Source organism: Streptomyces sp. 17_S59, assembly GCF_056930295.1.
In genome coordinates this window covers 4,345,347-4,362,030 of the sequence record NZ_JBXOWD010000001.1, presented here as the reverse complement: position 1 = coordinate 4,362,030, position 16,684 = coordinate 4,345,347, and the positions used below count along the sequence as shown (strand labels likewise).

At 66.7% G+C, this 16,684-nt stretch carries 21 protein-coding genes and 1 pseudogene; 13 read left to right on the top strand and 9 right to left on the bottom strand.

What is annotated here, in order from left to right; genetic code table 11:
* Position 1: 1 nt before the first annotated feature.
* From AC1Z4A_RS19770 to AC1Z4A_RS19755, 4 genes are all read left to right on the top strand, one after another.
* Positions 2-634 carry a YjaG family protein gene (locus AC1Z4A_RS19770; protein ID WP_483680607.1) on the top strand — a complete coding sequence of 211 codons (633 nt, stop codon included), beginning with the start codon at positions 2-4 and terminating at the stop codon, positions 632-634.
* Positions 635-718: 84 nt separating this feature from the next.
* A complete protein-coding gene (locus tag AC1Z4A_RS19765) occupies positions 719-907 on the top strand; it encodes a hypothetical protein (protein ID WP_483680606.1) in 189 nt (62 codons plus the stop codon).
* On the top strand, positions 904-1,245 hold the full coding sequence (locus AC1Z4A_RS19760) for a hypothetical protein (protein ID WP_483680605.1): 342 nt from the start codon (positions 904-906) through the stop codon (positions 1,243-1,245). The genes AC1Z4A_RS19765 and AC1Z4A_RS19760 overlap by 4 nt, the downstream gene beginning before the upstream one ends.
* 64 nt (positions 1,246-1,309) lie before the next feature.
* Positions 1,310-1,753, top strand: a complete 444-nt coding sequence (locus AC1Z4A_RS19755; protein WP_483680603.1) for a macro domain-containing protein — start codon at positions 1,310-1,312, stop codon at positions 1,751-1,753.
* A gap of 243 nt (positions 1,754-1,996) precedes the next feature.
* Here the strand turns inward: AC1Z4A_RS19755 and AC1Z4A_RS19750 are convergent, their stop codons facing one another.
* Entirely contained in the window at positions 1,997-2,638 is a 642-nt protein-coding gene (locus AC1Z4A_RS19750) for an NAD(P)-dependent oxidoreductase (protein ID WP_483680602.1), read from the bottom strand.
* 96 nt (positions 2,639-2,734) lie between these two features.
* On the opposite strand from AC1Z4A_RS19750, the gene AC1Z4A_RS19745 reads away from it, so the two are divergent.
* A complete protein-coding gene (locus AC1Z4A_RS19745) occupies positions 2,735-3,106 on the top strand; it encodes a winged helix-turn-helix transcriptional regulator (protein WP_483680601.1) in 372 nt (123 codons plus the stop codon).
* A gap of 340 nt (positions 3,107-3,446) precedes the next feature.
* Here AC1Z4A_RS19745 and AC1Z4A_RS19740 read toward each other — a convergent pair whose 3' ends face one another.
* The 4 genes from AC1Z4A_RS19740 to AC1Z4A_RS19725 form a co-directional block, all read right to left on the bottom strand.
* Positions 3,447-3,992 (bottom strand): hypothetical protein, encoded by a 546-nt coding sequence (locus tag AC1Z4A_RS19740; protein WP_483680600.1) that lies wholly within the window; start codon positions 3,990-3,992, stop codon positions 3,447-3,449.
* Positions 3,989-4,258: a DUF7848 domain-containing protein gene (locus AC1Z4A_RS19735; protein WP_483680599.1), complete on the bottom strand. Its 270-nt coding sequence runs from the start codon at positions 4,256-4,258 to the stop codon at positions 3,989-3,991. Before AC1Z4A_RS19735 ends, AC1Z4A_RS19740 begins: the two co-directional genes overlap by 4 nt.
* The gene (locus AC1Z4A_RS19730; RefSeq protein ID WP_483680597.1) at positions 4,255-4,671 is read right to left on the bottom strand and encodes a hypothetical protein; all 417 of its coding nucleotides are present in this window, start codon (positions 4,669-4,671) and stop codon (positions 4,255-4,257) included. Before AC1Z4A_RS19730 ends, AC1Z4A_RS19735 begins: the two co-directional genes overlap by 4 nt.
* A 105-nt stretch (positions 4,672-4,776) precedes the next feature.
* Positions 4,777-6,003 carry a helix-turn-helix domain-containing protein gene (locus AC1Z4A_RS19725; RefSeq protein WP_483680596.1) on the bottom strand — a complete coding sequence of 409 codons (1,227 nt, stop codon included), beginning with the start codon at positions 6,001-6,003 and terminating at the stop codon, positions 4,777-4,779.
* A gap of 185 nt (positions 6,004-6,188) precedes the next feature.
* Between AC1Z4A_RS19725 and AC1Z4A_RS19720 the strand changes: the two genes are divergently transcribed.
* The 8 genes and pseudogenes from AC1Z4A_RS19720 to AC1Z4A_RS19685 all read left to right on the top strand — a co-directional run bounded on the left by AC1Z4A_RS19720 (position 6,189) and on the right by AC1Z4A_RS19685 (position 13,811).
* Positions 6,189-6,458, top strand: coding sequence for a hypothetical protein (locus AC1Z4A_RS19720; protein WP_483680594.1), 270 nt, complete (start codon positions 6,189-6,191; stop codon positions 6,456-6,458).
* Positions 6,459-6,794: 336 nt separating this feature from the next.
* Positions 6,795-7,241, top strand: coding sequence for a hypothetical protein (locus AC1Z4A_RS19715; protein WP_483680592.1), 447 nt, complete (start codon positions 6,795-6,797; stop codon positions 7,239-7,241).
* Between the two features lie 1,629 nt (positions 7,242-8,870).
* Positions 8,871-10,061, top strand: coding sequence for a type VII secretion-associated serine protease mycosin (gene mycP, locus AC1Z4A_RS19710; protein ID WP_483680589.1), 1,191 nt, complete (start codon positions 8,871-8,873; stop codon positions 10,059-10,061).
* 6 nt (positions 10,062-10,067) lie between these two features.
* Positions 10,068-10,337: pseudogene (locus AC1Z4A_RS19705) on the top strand (carboxymuconolactone decarboxylase family protein); the annotation flags it as partial.
* A gap of 213 nt (positions 10,338-10,550) precedes the next feature.
* Positions 10,551-10,745 (top strand): hypothetical protein, encoded by a 195-nt coding sequence (locus AC1Z4A_RS19700; RefSeq protein ID WP_483680587.1) that lies wholly within the window; start codon positions 10,551-10,553, stop codon positions 10,743-10,745.
* 68 nt (positions 10,746-10,813) lie between these two features.
* Positions 10,814-12,055, top strand: a complete 1,242-nt coding sequence (locus tag AC1Z4A_RS19695) for a DUF1266 domain-containing protein (RefSeq protein WP_483680586.1) — start codon at positions 10,814-10,816, stop codon at positions 12,053-12,055.
* Positions 12,056-12,169: 114 nt separating this feature from the next.
* Positions 12,170-12,691, top strand: coding sequence for a hypothetical protein (locus AC1Z4A_RS19690; RefSeq protein ID WP_483680584.1), 522 nt, complete (start codon positions 12,170-12,172; stop codon positions 12,689-12,691).
* A gap of 307 nt (positions 12,692-12,998) precedes the next feature.
* Complete coding sequence (locus tag AC1Z4A_RS19685) at positions 12,999-13,811, top strand: alpha/beta fold hydrolase (RefSeq protein WP_483680583.1); 813 nt, start codon at positions 12,999-13,001, stop codon at positions 13,809-13,811.
* Between the two features lie 79 nt (positions 13,812-13,890).
* Here the strand turns inward: AC1Z4A_RS19685 and AC1Z4A_RS19680 are convergent, their stop codons facing one another.
* The 4 genes from AC1Z4A_RS19680 to AC1Z4A_RS19665 all read right to left on the bottom strand — a co-directional run bounded on the left by AC1Z4A_RS19680 (position 13,891) and on the right by AC1Z4A_RS19665 (position 16,447).
* Positions 13,891-14,316 carry a VOC family protein gene (locus AC1Z4A_RS19680; RefSeq protein WP_483680581.1) on the bottom strand — a complete coding sequence of 142 codons (426 nt, stop codon included), beginning with the start codon at positions 14,314-14,316 and terminating at the stop codon, positions 13,891-13,893.
* 70 nt (positions 14,317-14,386) lie between these two features.
* Positions 14,387-15,337 carry a LysR family transcriptional regulator gene (locus AC1Z4A_RS19675; protein WP_483680580.1) on the bottom strand — a complete coding sequence of 317 codons (951 nt, stop codon included), beginning with the start codon at positions 15,335-15,337 and terminating at the stop codon, positions 14,387-14,389.
* Between the two features lie 73 nt (positions 15,338-15,410).
* Complete coding sequence (locus AC1Z4A_RS19670; protein ID WP_483680579.1) at positions 15,411-15,938, bottom strand: hypothetical protein; 528 nt, start codon at positions 15,936-15,938, stop codon at positions 15,411-15,413.
* Between the two features lie 197 nt (positions 15,939-16,135).
* Complete coding sequence (locus tag AC1Z4A_RS19665; protein WP_483680578.1) at positions 16,136-16,447, bottom strand: SH3 domain-containing protein; 312 nt, start codon at positions 16,445-16,447, stop codon at positions 16,136-16,138.
* Positions 16,448-16,684: the final 237 nt, after the last annotated feature.

The following is a 16,684-nucleotide window of genomic DNA, read 5'->3' as shown; positions in this document are numbered from 1 at the left end:
CGTGAGTCAGTACATCGACGTCGCGGGCAGGTTGGAAGGTTCACCAAGTTCCTCCATCGTTGCCTTCTGTGCCCTGGGCGCCGAACAGTTGGCCCCTCTCTATCGCCTGCTGGGGGATCCCGAGTCCCAGGAATGGTATGACGACCTCTTGGAGCTGTGCTGGCAGGCAGCTTCTGGACTGCCTGTGGAGGATGAGTGCGTCGAAGCGCTCGAGTCACTAGAAGACTCTCCGGAACTGAATGCGGATGACACCGACCATCAGGAATTCTATGCCGGGCAAGCATTGGCGCTCGCAGCGAACACTTTTGCCGCATATCTGAACCCGTCGACAAGCAAAGCGAAACTCGCCGGCCAAACGGTTGAGACATTCTTGTCCGAGTTCGATTGGACTGTCACGGGAAGCACCCCTGCGATCCGCAGGGCAGGAGACCCACTTCCCGAACCGGGGCCACTCCACGCCTCGACCTTGCACATTCAGCGTGATGCACTGCAAACGCTGACCGAGTCACCCGAGACCGACTCAAGTAACGTGGCAACCATTCGTGAATCGACCAGAAGTCTTGCAGCCCAACTTGAGGGCGTTCTCCAGGACATAGCTCCACACTTCGGCTGGGAAATCACTGCGTCCCGCTAACTGAGACTGGGCGGCAAACGGTCAGCCACCGACGCGCAGGCTGATTTACTCCCTTGTCTGACCGAACTCACCAAAGGCGCCGCGATGCCGACCATCGATTGCCAGACGTTGCATATCGCCGTCCTGTCGGCGGCGGACCGGCCTCGGGAAACAAGCAAAACCCACTTCGAGGCCCCGGCAGTACCCCACGCGCAGCTGCTGGAGATCTCGATGAGCGTGGGAAAGATGATCAACTTCCGCGTGGCACCCGGAGCAGAGTTTCAAGCAGGATGAAACACGAGGGTAAACGAGGTCAGACTCCTTCCCAGCTATATGAAATCGTTCGACGTATCGCCGCCACGGATGCACGACAGCGTGAACTTGGTGCCGACCAAACAGCGGACTGGGTGTCCAGCTACTCGCAGGCCGATGGTCGGATGCTTGCAAACCTTCTGGCCATCTCTGCAGCTTGCGAGAAAGACCCATCCGCTTTGGAAGCGCAACTGCATGCCCTACTGGAACTTGGTTCGGGCGGGTTCACAGATTCGGAAAACACGGCACACCTGCATGGCATAGATCGCGAAACGTTTCCAACGGGCTTGGGTGATTACGTAGATGACCTTTTGGAATAGATCAGCTGACGCACCCTGCCCTACCCGGAGAAAAACGTCGAGCCCTGCATCGAGAGGAACTGCAATGGCCACCGTGTCACGACAAGGGGATCTGTTCACTGCCGATGACGTCGATGCCCTGGCGCATGGCTGCAATTGCGCTGGCGCCATGGGGCGCGGCATAGCCGTCGAGTTCAAACGTCGCTGGCCAGGCATGTATGCCGAGTACAAGTCCCGCTGCCAAACAGGGGACTTGCGCCCCGGAAAGATCTTCCCCTGGCAAGCAGAAGGCCTCTGGATCTACAATCTGGGGACACAGACCCACTGGCGCAGCCGCGCAGAGATGTCGGCCGTCCTGTCAGCAGTGGACGCCATGCTCACACACGCCGACCAACACGGCGTTCGGCGTATCGCCATGCCACGAATTGCTGCCGGGCTGGGTGGGCTCGAGTGGGCCGACGTGGAGGCTGCCATTCTGCCCGTCGTCGAGGCACACAAAGCCGACGCAATCGTCTACCACTTGCCCTGAGTGCGGAGCGTCGTTGAGAGATCACAGCCGACACTTCGTCCTCGGCTCAGGACCTTCGTGACCCGCAGGCACTTCGGTTTTCGGCCATGGCCCACCAGATGTTCCGGGCCGCCACCCTGTCCGCTGTGCTCGGGTCCCCGGTTCTCTGACCTTCTCAAGGAGTGCTTGGACGGCGTTTGTCTCCGCCCTCATGTAGGGCAGTGGCCTGAGCGCCCACCCGCCCAGGCCCTTCCGGTCACAGGCTCAGTGCGAAACCGCCCATTGCACCCCGCGACGCCGCGGCGTCTCGATCTCGTCCAGCAGAGCCACTGCCAGATCCGCATGCGATATCCGCCCCTGTCCCACCACCGCACCGACCGTGCTCACGTAGCGCCCGGTGACCTCGGCCTGCTCGTTCAGGTCCATCGGGGGGACCACCATCAGCCAGTCAAGTTCCGTCGCATCAGCCCGCAGCAGCTCGAACTCGGCGGCGTGCCCCTGGGAAAAAAGCCGGTACGCCTCGGGGAAGTCCGGATCATCCATCACCCGCACACCCGGTGAGACTTCCAGCGTCGTCGCGATGCCCAGCACCAGGAGGCGCCCCACCCCCGCCCGCACGAGCCCCTCCACCAGTGCCCGTGCGGCCGCCGTGAAGTACTCCTCGGCGGGCAGGTCCAGCCGCACCGAAGCGTTGATCGCCGCATCGTGTCCCGCCGCAGCCGCCGCCACCGACTCGGCGTCCGTCGCATCACCACGCACCACCGTTACCGCATCCGAAGAGCCAAGGTCTGGGTACTCGCCGGGGTCTCGCACCACCGCCGTCACCGTGTACCCGCGCCGCACGGCTTCGGCCACTGCCGCACGCCCGACGCGTCCGCCTGCCCCGAAGATCACGATCTTGCTCATGGTTCCTCCCGGAATTGCTTGTTCGGGCCTTGTGTACGGGCACGGTAGGTCGGAGGTACCCGGTTACTTCAACGGAACCGGCTCTATCGTCGACGTATGACCGCGCCCTTGAACGCCGACATGTTCGACCCGCACTGCAGCCACCACATGCCTATCCGGGTCGGCAACAAGTGGAGCGGCATGATCCTGCGCTGTCTTGAGGACGGCCCGCGCCGGTTCACCGAGCTGAAAGTGCCGCTCAAGGGCGTCGCCCCGAAGGTCCTGACCGAGACGCTGCGCGCGATGGAGCGCGACGGTTGGCTTACCCGAACCACGTACGAGGAGAACCCGCCGCGAGTTGAGTACACCCTCACCGAACTGGGACGTTCGTTGCTCGGCCCGATGAACGTGGCCTGCGCGTGGGCGCGCGAGCACCTCGATGAACTCCCTCGCATTGAGGAGCACGCGGGCCCACGCTCAGCGCATTGACCGGGAGGGGCTGCCCGGCTCAACTGACTCCTTGTCGGGCGCGAGGTCGGCGCTCATGCCGCATGATCGACCACCACAACCCACGACACCTGTCCGATATACCCAGATTCGCCCTACATAGCTTCGCGAATTCGGCCGCCAGAATCTCTTTGGTGCCGAGCCGAGCCACACGGGCACCCAAAGCGGCTGCTGTCAGCCGCCCCGGCCGGAACCTGACCAGGGCGGGCGGGATCAGATGAAGACGACGCCACGCGGCGGAGCGCGGGCACGATGTCACGCCGCCGCAGTTGTAACCGCCCTTTACGGACCTGGATCAGCCAACCTCAAGGCAAAGACGTGCTTACTGATTACGCGTCGCCCACAGCGAATGGCCCTGCGGCTCGCTGTCGTCCTGCCCGTCGGGTGACAGGCCCAGAAATGCGCGGAGTTCCCGGGCGCTGGCAAGCTGGCTCTCGTCGGAGGGGGCTGGCAGCAGCCAGTAGGCGCCGGGTGGGGACATGCGTTCAGGATTTGGGGCGGCGAGGTACGAGAAGTGGTCGTCCGGTCCCACGGCAGTGGTGTCGTGGACCGTGCCCCAGCTGGCGGCTGTGCCCTGCTGAACGAGAATGCTGTACCAATCTCCCCGCCGGGACACCACTACCCCGGCCTTCACACCGGCCTGCCGGAGGGCTTCCTGGATGGCTGGGTCATCGCGGATGCCCGTGATGCTGTTCAGCACGCGGGAGAACTTCAAGCGGATCACATCGAAGTGGTATCCGACCCGGATAGTGGGTGTCCGGCCCGCAGCCCATTCCTCGTGGACCAGGCGAGGATGGACCTCCCGGGAGGTCAGCCAGCGGCCTGCCTCGCTGTCGAGGGTGGGGTAGTGGGTGGGTGCGTAGGTCATGGCTGGGTCTCCTCATAGCGCGGGTTGCCGGGAGCCGGTTCCACGCGCCAGAACGTCGTTGCCGCCGAGACGAACTCACGGTGGGAAGGGTTTTCGCGGGTGTGCCTCAGGGCCCACAGCTCGCAGGCCAGCGGTTCGCCCTCACGCCTCTTGGACGTCTGGCGGCAAACCGTGCACTGCGCTTCGTACAGCGCCTCGCTCGGCATGTCGGCGCTGAGATCCAGCGCGAGGAGCCACTGCGGGGTCTCGGCGATGGCGCGCGTCATGGGCTGGACTCGAACCAGGTCTGAACCCGCGCAGCGAGCAGATCAATGTCGACCAGGAGACCGCTGCCGTCCGGCGCCTGGGCCCAGTGCACCCCCGGACCCTTGAGGCGGTCAGGGGCGGGCACGGCGACGTAGCAGGCACTCCCGATGCCTTCGCCACCGGGCGTCTCCCAGAGCAGGGCAGTACCGGACTCGACAAGGAAGAACACGTCCTGCCCGTCACGAATGGCGGGCCCATCGATCCCAGCCCGCAGAACCGCCTCTCCGATGACGGATTGAACGCGTACGGCATCCCACGCCCGGCCGACAGGCAGCAGTGCGACGCCCGCATTGGTGAGCCAGCGTTCGGCGTGTTCAAGGTCGGGGTCCGCAGTGGCAAGCCACTGCCAGATCTCGGTTTTGGTGATGGACACAGCTCGATCCCCTCGTCGCTGTCAGTGAGGGGATCGTGCCGCGCAATGGGATCTGTGCACTCACAAACTGTGGGGATGAACCGCCAGCGTTCCGCTTGACAGTTGTCAGACACCCGCCCAGCGGGCGAATCCGGCGATCGAGTCATCCTGTGACCGATCCAGCCGGACCAAAGTGGCCGCAGTGCTTCGTACGGTCGGGTGGAACCGGACGTGATTCGGCGACAGCTTCCGCGCGGTGACCAAATCCCGGTGGGCCCCCGCCCTGTCCCCCGTCGCCAGCCGGGCTGCCGCAACGTCGATGTGGTGATGGCTCGCCCGCTCAGCCGCGATCCCGGTGGGCAGCTCCCACTCGGCGCAGTCTTGCTCCGCACCCCACTCCCGGAGTCGCGCCAGAGCCTGCTCCGCATCGCCAGAGTCGATCAATGCCGCGATGTGGTGGATGCGCACATTCGTCGGCCCGAACGACATCTCGTAGTGCGCGGTGTCGGTGCGCAGATAGCCGGCGCACGCGCGGGCCTCAGCCAACCGTTGCTGCGCCCGACCCGCCTGCCCGTCCCGGGCCTCCAGGATTGCGAGCTTCAGCAGAACGGCACCTTGAATAGCCAACTGGGCGTCTGTCAGTGATCCTTCGGATGCAATCTGCTCAACCTCCCGCTCCAGACCTTCCAGAACACGACGAGCAGACGCAAACGTACCCATCCTGACCATGGCGCCAGCCTTGAGATACGCCGCAGTGAACTGCATCAGGGGATCACCGCACTGGCTGGCCGCCCACCGAACGCGCTCGATCGCCGTCAGCGAGAGATCGTGGTACCCGAGTTTGTGTGCCAGGCTGTTGGTCGCCCGGTACCCCTTCGCCAGCCACCAGAACGCGCGCTCCTGCTCCCGTCCAGTGGATGAGAGCGCAACATGCGTCAGCTCCGACAGCAGCCCCGGCAGCAGCGGGCCCATAGGAACATACTGGCCGTTCTGCCGCATCTCAGCGACACGTTCCATCTCCGCAACGAGCACCGGGAGCGGACGCGGTTCCATCAGAAGGTCGTCCGGGTTGTCGTAGGTCAACAGCACTCGGCGTAGTTCGGGGACAACCGCCTGGACCTGCTCCTCGGACTCGGCCCCGTTGACGTACGGCTGGCCCGTCAGCCGGTCAGGTCCCACCTTCAGGGCTCGGGCGATCTGCGCAAGCATTCCCGGCGCAGGGACCCGGTCGCCGGCCTCGTACTTCTGCATGGCGCTGACAGAGACGTTCACCCGGCCAGCCAGCTGCCGCACGGTCAGCTGCCGCACCTTCCGCATCTCGCGAATCCGCATGCCTACGTGGTCGCTGCTCATGCTGCTCCCTGCTAGGTGGCGCGTAGACCGTCAGCGTAGGACGCGGGCGGAGGGATTGCCCAGCACTGCTTGAGGTGAGGCTTGCGGGACGAGGGCCGACCAAGTCGGTACGGGCGCAGTCAGACGTCTGCATGCGCGCTGCGGCGAGGCTGTCCCGTAAGGGCCCCTCTCTGGGAGGATGACTGGTGGTAAGCACGCAGGAGTGGGAGGAGATACGTCGACGCCTCCATTTCGGGCAACGCTTCTCCGGACGGGTGACCCGGATACCAACACTGGGCGCCATCCGCGCCTTCGTGGACATCGGGCTCGTCGTTGGCGGCTTCGTCGACGTGTTGTTGCTTCCAAGAGACGCTGCTCGGTGGCCGACGGAAGGCACCGGGTCGGAGTTCGAAGTCTGGTGGGCCGATGAGCGACCCCAGGTTCGCTTGAAGCCCGTAGATCCGCAGTTCCTGTGAGAGGACTTCACCGACTGGCTCAACCGGTGGCGGCCTGGATGGCCCGAGGAACACGGCCCGCTCGTCTGCCCGTCCCTGATCCAGTACCGGGATGCCTAGACTGCGTTTGCCTGCCACTCGGGTAAGGCCATCCAAGCTTTACCGGCAGGTATCCGCCATCATTGCCTACTTGATCGGCCTTCCCAGCCGGAGCACCTGCCCCGAGATGCCCTGGTTCATACCTGAATAGCTACGCGAAGCCCGTGCGCCGCGTGCATGTACGTGTCACTGCCAGTCAGTAGCCTTGTGCGGCGGGTTGAAGAGACGGACCCGACTGACGCGAGGGGCGGGAGAGACGTGGGCGCGGGTGCGGCCGGGAAACTGGATGCGGAGCTGGAGTCGCTCAAAGACTTCAAAGGCAAGGTCGACGAGATCCTGACCACTCTGGGGGACTCGGCTGGGGCTCCATCACGTGTCGCCGAGGCCCGCCTCACCGCCGGCCTCCTGGGCGTGAACTTCACCGAAGCGCACTCCATATACGGCGCGTACAACGCGGTCCACTCCAAGCTGGAGACGCTCTCGCAGCTCCTGGCCGACCAGATCGAGGCGTTGGGGACGGCCGTGCAGGGTGCGCGTATCGGCTACGAGAACGTCGACACCGACTTGAAGGAGCGGATGCTGGCGATCCAACGCCGCACGCAGGAGCTGTACAACCCGGCGCTCGATCCGCATGCGGTGCCCACCGCTGCTCGGCAGCACGGGCAGAGCGGCGACGGTAACGGCAGCAATGAAGGGACGATCTGATGGCCACTCCCCCGGGCCCGGTCGGCCCCGTCACGCCGCTCATCAACCAGCCGGTCAGCGGCCTGTTCACCGTCTCGGACTTCGACTCGAAGTCCCACCAGGAATTGCGTGCCATGGTCGAGCACGCGGACCCCGCCACGGCCGCAGCTCTGGGCAACAAGCTCACAACGGCAGCCGGGGCGATCACCAAGGCCGCGGAAGCGCTCAAGGAGCACATGGCGAACGTCCACTGGGACAGCGAGGGCGGCGAGGCCTTCCGCACCTGGGGCGCGAACATGGTGAACGCCGCTCTGCGCCTCGGGCAGTTCAGCGAGCAGGCCGGTACGTGGATGGGGCACGCCGCCGAGACGCTGAACCATGTGCATTCCGCCATGCCCGCCTATTCCGACTCTTCCCGCGCCACGCTGGATTCCTACCTGAGCAACCACCCGGGCCAGGTGGGGGCAGTCGCCCCGGCGCTGCAGGGGGACCAGAGCGGTGGCGGGCTGCAGCAGCAGGGGCCCACGCAGCAGCAGGCATACGCGGCACAGAAGCAGCTCGACGCCGACCGGGCTGAGGCGGCGCGGCTCATGAGGCAATTGGCCGAGTCCTACTCGTGGTCGGCCCACAACATTCAGCAGGCGCAGCAGCCTACGTTTCCGCCGATGCCGGCGGACGTGCTGCCAAATATCGCTATTCACGGCACCGAGTACGACCCCGCTCCCGGAGGCGGCGGCGCTCAGGCTGGCGCTACGGTCTACGAACCTGCCCGGACACGCGTCGCGGCACAAGGTGAAAGCTCTCAAAGCGTGGCCTACCAGCCCGTCATGGACCGGTCTGTCTCCGCTGCAGGCGCAGGCAGTGGCTCGATTCCAGTAGTCCACCCCAGTGCAAGTCCCGTGTCCAACATGCATCCTGCGTCCATGGCAGTCGATGGTGGCCTTGCACCGTCCCAGGTCGCGTCCCTTCCTCCTAGCGGGCCGGCAGTACCGACGCAGCCTGGCAGCGGGCCGGGCAGCGCTCCGCTGTCTCCGCTTCTCGCTATCCCCCCAGTGGCGCCCATGGTCATAGGGCCGGTCGACCGTATGCCTGGCATAGGCGCACCGCGACAAGGGGCTGTCCCCGGTATCCCGGGGCGGGGCGTCAGCGGGGGACTCGTTCCAGCCCCGTCCGAAGTGCCCAAAGACGGTGTCATTGGCGGTCGCCCGATGCCCCGCACGTCGGGACAGCCATCGCCTCAAGTCCCACGTGGGACGGTCATCGGAACGGAGCCTGGCCAAGCACGCGCGTCGGCGGGCTACGGCACTCCGCATGCTGCCGCCCCGGGGTCCTATGCCGGTCGCGCTGGGGGAAGCAGCTCAGGCAGCCGCCGCCTGGTGTCCGAACCTGGTGGGATTGTCGGAGGTCGTGGACAGCGACGACCCGGGGCACAAGGAGATCGACCGTTTACGCAAGGGGGTGCAGGTCTGGTAAGGAACTCAGCAGGTAACAACGTCGGCCACGGTCGCAATACCTCGCGGCAAGGCCAGCGCCCTGACTACCTGACGGAGGACGAAGAGACCTGGTCTCAGGGGAATCGCCACGTCACTCCTCCCGTCATCGACTGATCTCAGGCAGAGACAAGAGGAAGAGATGCGTCAAGGCTGGGCCGTGGGTGCCCGCAGTTGGAAGACCGTGGCATGCGGTGCAGCTGCGCTGGTCGCGCTCATCGTCTGTACTGAGCCGGCCCAGGCGGATACGGTCCGCTCCCGGCAGTGGCACCTGGATGCGATGCATGCCGAGGAGCTGTGGCAGGTGAGCACCGGCTCCGGGGTAACCGTGGCTGTCATCGACAGTGGGGTGGATGCGGAGTTGGCGGACCTGCAGGGGCAGGTGCTACCTGGCAAAGACTTCTCGGGCATTGAGGGAGGGCCGCACTCGGACTACGACGGCCATGGGACAGCAATGGCAGTCCTCATCGTGGGGACGGGAAAGAGCAACGGAGGAACTGGGGCATCTGGCCTCGCACCCGGGTCCAAGGTGCTCCCCCTGCGTGTTGTCAACAGCCAGGCCCCTGCAACAAGGGTGCTGCCAGGCGCCTCCATGACCTCAGCGATTCGATATGCCGCTGACTCCGACGCAAAGATCATCAACATTTCCATGGCGAGCCCGGCGGAGAATCCCGAAGAGACGAAGGCGGTGGAGTACGCCGTCTCCAAAGGAAAACTGGTCTTCGCTGGCGTAGGAAATTCCGGCAACAAGGGAAACGAGGTCGAATATCCGGCAGCAGCCCCGGGGGCCGTGGGCGTAGCCGCCATCGGCCAGGACATCAAGGCAACAGCAGAGTCCCAAAGTGGACCGCAGGTGGACCTTGCAGCGCCCGGCGACAGCATGGTCACAACCTGCAAGGGCGGCACCGGCGTTTGCAGAAGCCACGGCACCAGCGACGCCACCGCCCTCGCCTCCGCCTCCGCCGCCCTCCTCTGGTCCGCCCACCCCGACTGGACCGCCAACCAAGTGCTCCGCGTCCTCATCAACACCGCAGGCGGGCCCAAGAACGGCGAGAAGCGCAGCGACTCCATCGGCTACGGCGTCGTCCGCCCCCGCATCGCGCTCCAGAATCCCGGCGATCCCGGCCCGGCCGACGTAAGCCCGCTCCCCGGGCCTTCGGACTTCGCGTCGACGCCGAGCACAGCGGCGGCGCCACATGCCGCCGGGGCGGCGCAAGCCTCCAAGCCGACAGACGAAAAGGACGGCCTCCTGACGAAGCGCAACGTGCTCGCCGCGAGCATCGGCACCGTGGTCGTCCTGGTAATCGCCGGCGCTGTCGTTGCCGCCCGGCGACGTCGCCGAGCAGCCTGACCTGACGTGGTCGCCGTCTGGCGCGAGTCCACCGTGTTCACCGAGGCCGAGCAGGCCGCGCTGGCCCTCGCCGATGAGGGCACCCGGCTCGCCGACGCGAAGCAGGGCGTGTCCGACGAGACCTGGGCCCAGGTGCACAAGCACCACGACGACGACCAGATCGCCGCGCTGATCTCCTTGGTCGCCCTGATCAATGCCGCCAACCGGCTCGCCCTGACCGTGCGCCAGCGGCAAGGTTCGTACGAGCCCGGCATGTTCGCCACCGCGCTCAACTGAACTGATCGGCAGGCGAATCCGGTCGGGCCCCGCCCCGGATCATTCGGTCCGGGGCCGGGCACCGCGCGCTGCGTTTCTCGCACTTTTAGCCCATGCGAGTGGAGTTCCGATCCCCCTCTTCCTAGGTCAAACATTCGGGCGCACCATGCCGGAAAGGACGGAATACCGAATAGGCAACCGTCCGGCCGTCCTCCAGGAAGAGGGAGACAGGCAATGTCCATCAACCAATCAGTGGCCGACCCGCAAGAAGACGTCTTCGATCTGGATGTCCGCCAAATCAGCAGCCCCGGCGCAAGCGGCTCGCTCAAGAACTACGACACGGAAGCCATCACCTGCCAAGGCGGTACCTGCGTGACCTGTGGCGACACCTGCTTCAACACCTGCGTGGGCACCTGCCTCGAGGGCTGATCAGGGGCCTGTACCAGGGAGGGCCCACACGCTGCCGGGGCGGGAGCCCCGTCGTACAGTTCCCCCCTATGGGGATACCGAAGCAAGCCGGGGACGACGCAGCGGCACAAGCTGTTCCGCCGATGCCTCCAATGCCACCGACGCCGCCGTGGCAGGCACCGACCGACGTCGAGCGGGAGCTGTACGAGGCAAAGACGCGGGGGGACTGGGCAGCGTACTTCGGCGTTCTCGCCCGCGTGGATCTCTACCACGCGATGTCCCGTAGCGTCGCCGACGGCAATCCCGGGTCGATTCTCGCCAGCCCTTACTGGGAGCCCCGCACGGGCAATGAGTGTTACGCGTACTTCACCTACGGCGCGCTTCCAGCCCCAGTGGAAGATCCGGTCTTCTACAGCACCAGTCTCTCCTCGATAGCCGATTACTGGCCTCGGCCGAACGCCTGGCTGGCCATCAACCCGGGTACCCCGTGCGAGGCATTTCTGCCTGCCGCCCCCGCCCACCGTGCGGCATGGGCCGAGCACGCGCAGAAAGCGCCCGCCGAGCAGTCCGCCGTATTGCACACGCTGCGGGTCGGTGCACCATTGCAGGGTTCGCTTGCTCACGGGCTCGCCTGCGGTGCCCTGTTGACCGTGCGGAACGACCTGCCCTGGAACACGTTCGCCTCACACGGCTACGGCTATCCGGCAGGGCGCAGGTCCCTCAAGGACTGGTGGGGCATCACCAGCCGCGAGGACTGGCAGAAGCAGCTGGCTTCCCTCCTTCAAGAAAGCGGATCCGTCTGGGAATTCGTACTCGAGGTACGCCGTGCGATCGCGCGCCAGTACGGCGGGGCTGTCGATGTGACCCACTGGCGAGAGGTCACTGCACGCGTTCTGCGACGTAATGCGGCCGAAGGCGGACGAGGCGACGACGATGCCGGAGTCGAGGCGGAGATCGGCCGACTCCAGCAGCTCATCGGCCGCATCACCCGCTATGAGGCCCGCTTCCGCGCCGACGGTCTGCTCGGCGAGAGCAGGCAGGTGCGGTCCGTCGATGCCTGGTATTACGGGCGGGCGTCGAACATGGCGCGCTGGGGTCTGGAATCCCGGTACTGCGGAGCCGCCGAGGCCGAGCACGCCATCATCCGTGCCGGCCGGCTCAGCCAGGCCACGTATACCTCGTGGGAGGACTTCTCCGCGGGCTTCATCCTGGGCCGGTGCCTCCACTTCGACGAGGAGGAATTCGGCCCCTGGTACCAGGACGTACTGGAGGTGCACCGCCTCCTGACCAGTGACCCGCAGAGCCCTTGGCTCACCCTTCCGTGGCGGTAGGGTCACGCGGGCCCGGCAACTCCAGACACTGGCCACGTGGCACGCCCCCGGCGCACATCCCTCGCAATTCGCCGTTCCGGTCCCCGGCGCTCCGGCCCGCGGCACGATGTGCGGGTGGCGATTTCTCATGAGCCGGTCATGGAGCTGGTGCGCGCCTCCATGGATCCCGCCTCTCACAAGGCCCGCAACCGCATGGACTCCCCCGCCTGCCGGGTCGTCTCCCGGGCGGCCCGCGCCGACCTTGCCATCGGGGGCGCCGACTCCGTCAACCTCCTGGCCATCGGTGCCGCCGTCGCGGCCGCGGGGCTGACGTCGGTGCTTGCCGAGCACAAGGGCCTGACCCCTGAGGCGTTCCTCGACTCCTTCGACGAGGCGGTCGACAGCTTCGGCCCCCGCACCGAGCCGGACATCACTCCCTTGATGAGGAGCCTGCTCCTCGAGGACGGGATGGGCGGCGCCGCCACGATCCTGGCGCAGCTGTTCCACGAGGACCAGGAGAAGTTCTTCGACCTCATCGTCGAACTGGGCGACTACGCCGCAACATGCATCGGCATCCTCGATCGCCTCAAGGTGAGCGATATCGAGCAGACGCTCGCCGATCTCGACGAGATGCTCAGGGACTTCGTCGAGGGCTGAGCGCTCCGGGCAGGAATGCTCCGACGGGTGCCCGGCTATGGGTGCGGTACGCGCTGCGCCGGTGCTAACTTGATGTCCAAGCGGCTTGGTACCGGCCGCGAAGAGACCCCCGCCGCGGAGGGCTAGTCCGCGACGAGGGCCCACCGAAAGAGATCGGACGGCGTGTGACCGTCAGCCCTCAGCTTCTTTGAGGACTGCCGGTCACCGTCCCGGGGCCGCCGCAACGGCTCGAGGGCCCAAGGGGCCAAGGAGAAGCCGTCGGTGACGTGTCGGCCCGCTGTCGGCCGCGGCAGGCATCCTTGCCCGTATGGCAGAACTTCTCGCAACATCCCACGATGGCACCCCCGTTACCGCTCTCGACGAGGGAAGCGGCCCCAGCCTGCTGGTCGTTCACCCCGGCGGCGGGGACGTGACCTCCTGGGACGGCGTCGCCCGGTCACTGACCGACGACTTCCGGGTCGTCAGGGTCCGGCGGCGCATCTACGCATCCGCCTCTGACGCCGGCATCGCGCCCGCGACCCATTCCATGGCCGTCGAGGCCGCCGACATTCTGGCGATCGCCGGGCTCCTCGCCCCGCCCGTGCTTCTCGTCGGGCATTCATCGGGTGCGGTTGCCGCCCTGGAGGCCGCGGTGCGCGCGCCTTCGGCATTCGCCGGGATGGTTCTCTACGAACCGCCCGTGCCCACAAAGTCCTTGGTCGCAGGTGAGGCAGGACGTCGCGCCCGTAATGCCCTGGCCGCGGGCGACCCCGTCGGGGCCATGCGGATCCATATGCGCGACATCGTCCGGATGCCGGAGGCACTCGTCGACGTGGTGACTGACGACCCGGACGTGCGGGCCGTGTTCTCCCGGTACGTGGCGGCGCTGATGGCCGACAACGACGCGCTCGACGGACTCGGCATCGGCACCGAGCGCTTCGGGGCGCTCGAACTGCCCGTGACCTTGGTCGAGGGCGATCTCAGCCCGTCGCATTTGCGGGAGCGCCTGGCGGATCTGGCGGCCGCACTGCCGACTGCCAGGGTCGTCACTCTCACAGGTCAGGGACACATCGCCCACATCTCCGGCCCCGATGCGCTGGCGGCCACGATCCGCGACGCGGCCGGGCGGGTGCTGCGCTGAGTACGCGCTCCCGGCGGGGAGGGGCAGCACAGCGAACGGCGCCCCCTCCCCGCAGGCGGGGTCCGCCCGCCGGGGCCGGTCAGCCGACCGCCTTGCTGATGCAGAACGGCTGGCCCGAAGGGTCGAGCAGAATCGTCCAGCGGCCCTCGCCCGGCTGGAACTCGGGCTTGGTCGCGCCCAGTTCCAGCAGGCGCTGCTCCGCCGCCGGGACATCCGCGAAGGACAGGTCCAAGTGGAAGGGCAGTTCCTGTGCCGGCCAGTCCGGGGCCTTGAACGACTTCGCCGTGAAGAAGAAATACGTTGTCTCCCCCACCTGGACCGGGAAGGCCGCCTCATTGCCTTCTTCGTCCGGGTAGCCGGGGCCCATTTCCGCCCCCAGCGCCGCCGCATAGAACTCGGCGAGCTTCCGGCCGTCCGGCGCCCAGATGGCGGGGCCGCCGATCCTGCCGAGCAGCTTCTTGCCGGCGTTGTTGTCAGCGTTGTTGTCAGCGTTGTTGTCAGCCATGACGATCCTTCCTCGGCACCTGTAAGGAGGGTGCGCTTCCGCGCTGTCCGGGGCCGACCGTAGCCATCAACTAGGTCAGCGGACGTCCTACTTGATCTTTCGCCGCAAGTCGCGGAAGGGCCGCTCGAAGCCGGTCCAGAAGGGCCCTGGCCGCGGGGCTCGTCGGGCCGTCCGTGCGCCAGGCCAGGGCTATGCGGCCGCGTGCGTGCGGGTCGGCTATGCGCACCGTCCGCACTCCAGCCGCCGCCTCCTCTTCCTCCGAAAGCTCAGGAATCACGGCTACCCCCAGGCCCCGCGACGCGAGCTGCACCGCGAGGGGCGGTGCTACCGCTTCGAAGGCGATGCGGGGGCGGAACCCGGCCTGCGCGCAAGCGTCGTCGAGCACTCCGCGCAGGCCGGTGCCGCGCGGCAGGCTGATCAGCGGGCGGTCGCGGAGCATGGTCAGGGGAACCCCGCCCGTGCCCTCCGCGTGCGCGAGAAGGGGGTCGCCCGGAGCCACGGCGGCGACGAGCGGTTCGTCGATGACGATCTGGACGGAAACACCGGACGGGGGTTCATCGTCCATGAGCCCGACGATGGCGATGTCGAGTTCGCCGCGGTTCAGCGCCGTGAACATCCGGTCCGACAAGTCCTCGCCGAGGGCGACGTCGACCTGCGGGTGCGCGTCATGGAAGCCGGCGATGACGGCAGCCACGTCGACCTCGCCGGTAGCGGCGGTGGCGCAGGAGACGAGGCCGATCCTGACCTGGCCCCGGAGCAGTCCGGTGAGTTCGTCCACGGACCGCCGCGCCCCCTCGGCGGCGGCGAGCGCCGCCCGTGCGTACGGCAGTACGGCCTCCCCGGCTTCCGTCATCGTCACCGTCCGGCCCGATCGGTCCAGCAGCGGTTGCCCCAGTTCCCGCTCAAGTTGCCGGATCTGGGCGCTCACCCCCGGCTGCGCCAGGTGCAGACGGGCGGCGGCGCGGGTGAAGTTCGCCTCCTCCACCACGGCGACGAAGTACTGCAGTTGCCGAAGCTCCATAACCGGTGATTTTAACCGGACGGCATATGCGCCCTTGGGCTTATGGCCGGGCCGCGCCCCCCTGCGTACCCGCTCACATCACGATGTCGAGCAACGCCCCCAACACACCGCTGCCGAGCGCGCACCAGAAGCTGCCCTTCAGGAGCCGTTCCTGCACCTGCGCGCGCTTCGCGTCCATCGGGCCGCCGTAGATCAGTGCCGGGACGCCCACGCACAGGAAGGTCAGCCCGAGACACGTTGCCGCGAGCCAGCCGAAGGCATACGCAGGGTGGACCACGTAGTACGTCCATGGGGCCTTGGCCACCTCGACCCGGCGCCCCAGCGCATAGTTCGGTTCGATGCTCGCCCGGTGATCCACGACCCGGCCGTCCGACGAACGGAAGGTGCCGTGGGACGTCACATCGACCCCGCCCCGGCTGCTGGTCGTGTACTCGTGCGTCTCCACCGTGAGCGTCCCGCTCGTGCCCGCAATGCCGGCTGCAAACGGAAGGCCGCATACGCCGAAGCCGCCGATGAGACAGGCGAGCAGCAGCGATATCGCACCACCGAACCGCGCCTTGGCGGGCGATACATTCTCTCTGGTTCTGGCCGGGTGTTTCACGCCGTTCACCGTAGACAGCGGGCCGGACGCCGCAGCCGCCCAATTCGCCATAAGTGGAGCAAGTGGACGGCCGTATATGCAATCCATATGCAGCCTTGGCTGCGGACCGGTCGTTGATTGACCGCACCTTTACCCAGCGCAAAGGGAAGCATAAAAGGAAAGGCCGCGAGGGGTGATTCCCTCGCGGCCTCCTCGTCCTACCAGCTCCAGTAGCGGTGCGAGATCCAGCCCGAGACGCCTGTGTCGACGTCGTAGACCTTGTCCCACTGACCGTCGCCCGAGACGTCACGGTGGGCCAGGCGGTGGTCGCTGTAGCAGAGGCCGACGACCGAGGCGGACGTGCTGGCGGCGGCCCGGATGCGGACGCCGTCGCCCGTGCAGTGGCCGTAGACGTCGTCGGCGTAGGCCGGCGCGGCCAGGGCGGCGCCGCCGAGCGTGGCGGCCACCAGCACACCGGCGACTGCGGCAACGCGCTTGCCCGCGCTCTTCCCCCGCATTGCAGATATCACGTGTTGCTCCTCAGAGATGTATCTACCAGCGCTGTTGATCTTCAGCTCCGGCGGCAGGAATCTATCGCGATCATGATCATGGCGAGTCGGTCGATACCGATCCATGACGCGATCACGACGCGTTGGTGACGTGCCGTCACATTCCATGCCCCGCCCGGGAGCCTTGGATCTTCCCCGGACCTTCCCCTAACGGGGAATCAGGTCGGCGAGCCCCTCCTCGCACGCCTTCGCCGCCTC

What these genes read in the sequence shown, in the direction of transcription:
- AC1Z4A_RS19695 (WP_483680586.1), top strand. Translation starts at nt 10,814, where the DNA reads ATGGGGATACCGAAGCAAGCCGGGGACGACGCAGCGGCACAAGCTGTT.
- AC1Z4A_RS19750 (WP_483680602.1), bottom strand. Translation starts at nt 2,638, where the DNA reads ATGAGCAAGATCGTGATCTTCGGGGCAGGCGGACGCGTCGGGCGTGCG.
- AC1Z4A_RS19740 (WP_483680600.1), bottom strand. Translation starts at nt 3,992, where the DNA reads ATGACCTACGCACCCACCCACTACCCCACCCTCGACAGCGAGGCAGGC.
- AC1Z4A_RS19745 (WP_483680601.1), top strand. Translation starts at nt 2,735, where the DNA reads ATGACCGCGCCCTTGAACGCCGACATGTTCGACCCGCACTGCAGCCAC.
- AC1Z4A_RS19685 (WP_483680583.1), top strand. Translation starts at nt 12,999, where the DNA reads ATGGCAGAACTTCTCGCAACATCCCACGATGGCACCCCCGTTACCGCT.
- AC1Z4A_RS19755 (WP_483680603.1), top strand. Translation starts at nt 1,310, where the DNA reads ATGGCCACCGTGTCACGACAAGGGGATCTGTTCACTGCCGATGACGTC.
- AC1Z4A_RS19675 (WP_483680580.1), bottom strand. Translation starts at nt 15,337, where the DNA reads ATGGAGCTTCGGCAACTGCAGTACTTCGTCGCCGTGGTGGAGGAGGCG.
- AC1Z4A_RS19725 (WP_483680596.1), bottom strand. Translation starts at nt 6,003, where the DNA reads ATGAGCAGCGACCACGTAGGCATGCGGATTCGCGAGATGCGGAAGGTG.
- AC1Z4A_RS19680 (WP_483680581.1), bottom strand. Translation starts at nt 14,316, where the DNA reads ATGGCTGACAACAACGCTGACAACAACGCTGACAACAACGCCGGCAAG.
- AC1Z4A_RS19760 (WP_483680605.1), top strand. Translation starts at nt 904, where the DNA reads ATGAAACACGAGGGTAAACGAGGTCAGACTCCTTCCCAGCTATATGAA.
- AC1Z4A_RS19700 (WP_483680587.1), top strand. Translation starts at nt 10,551, where the DNA reads ATGTCCATCAACCAATCAGTGGCCGACCCGCAAGAAGACGTCTTCGAT.
- AC1Z4A_RS19735 (WP_483680599.1), bottom strand. Translation starts at nt 4,258, where the DNA reads ATGACGCGCGCCATCGCCGAGACCCCGCAGTGGCTCCTCGCGCTGGAT.
- AC1Z4A_RS19765 (WP_483680606.1), top strand. Translation starts at nt 719, where the DNA reads ATGCCGACCATCGATTGCCAGACGTTGCATATCGCCGTCCTGTCGGCG.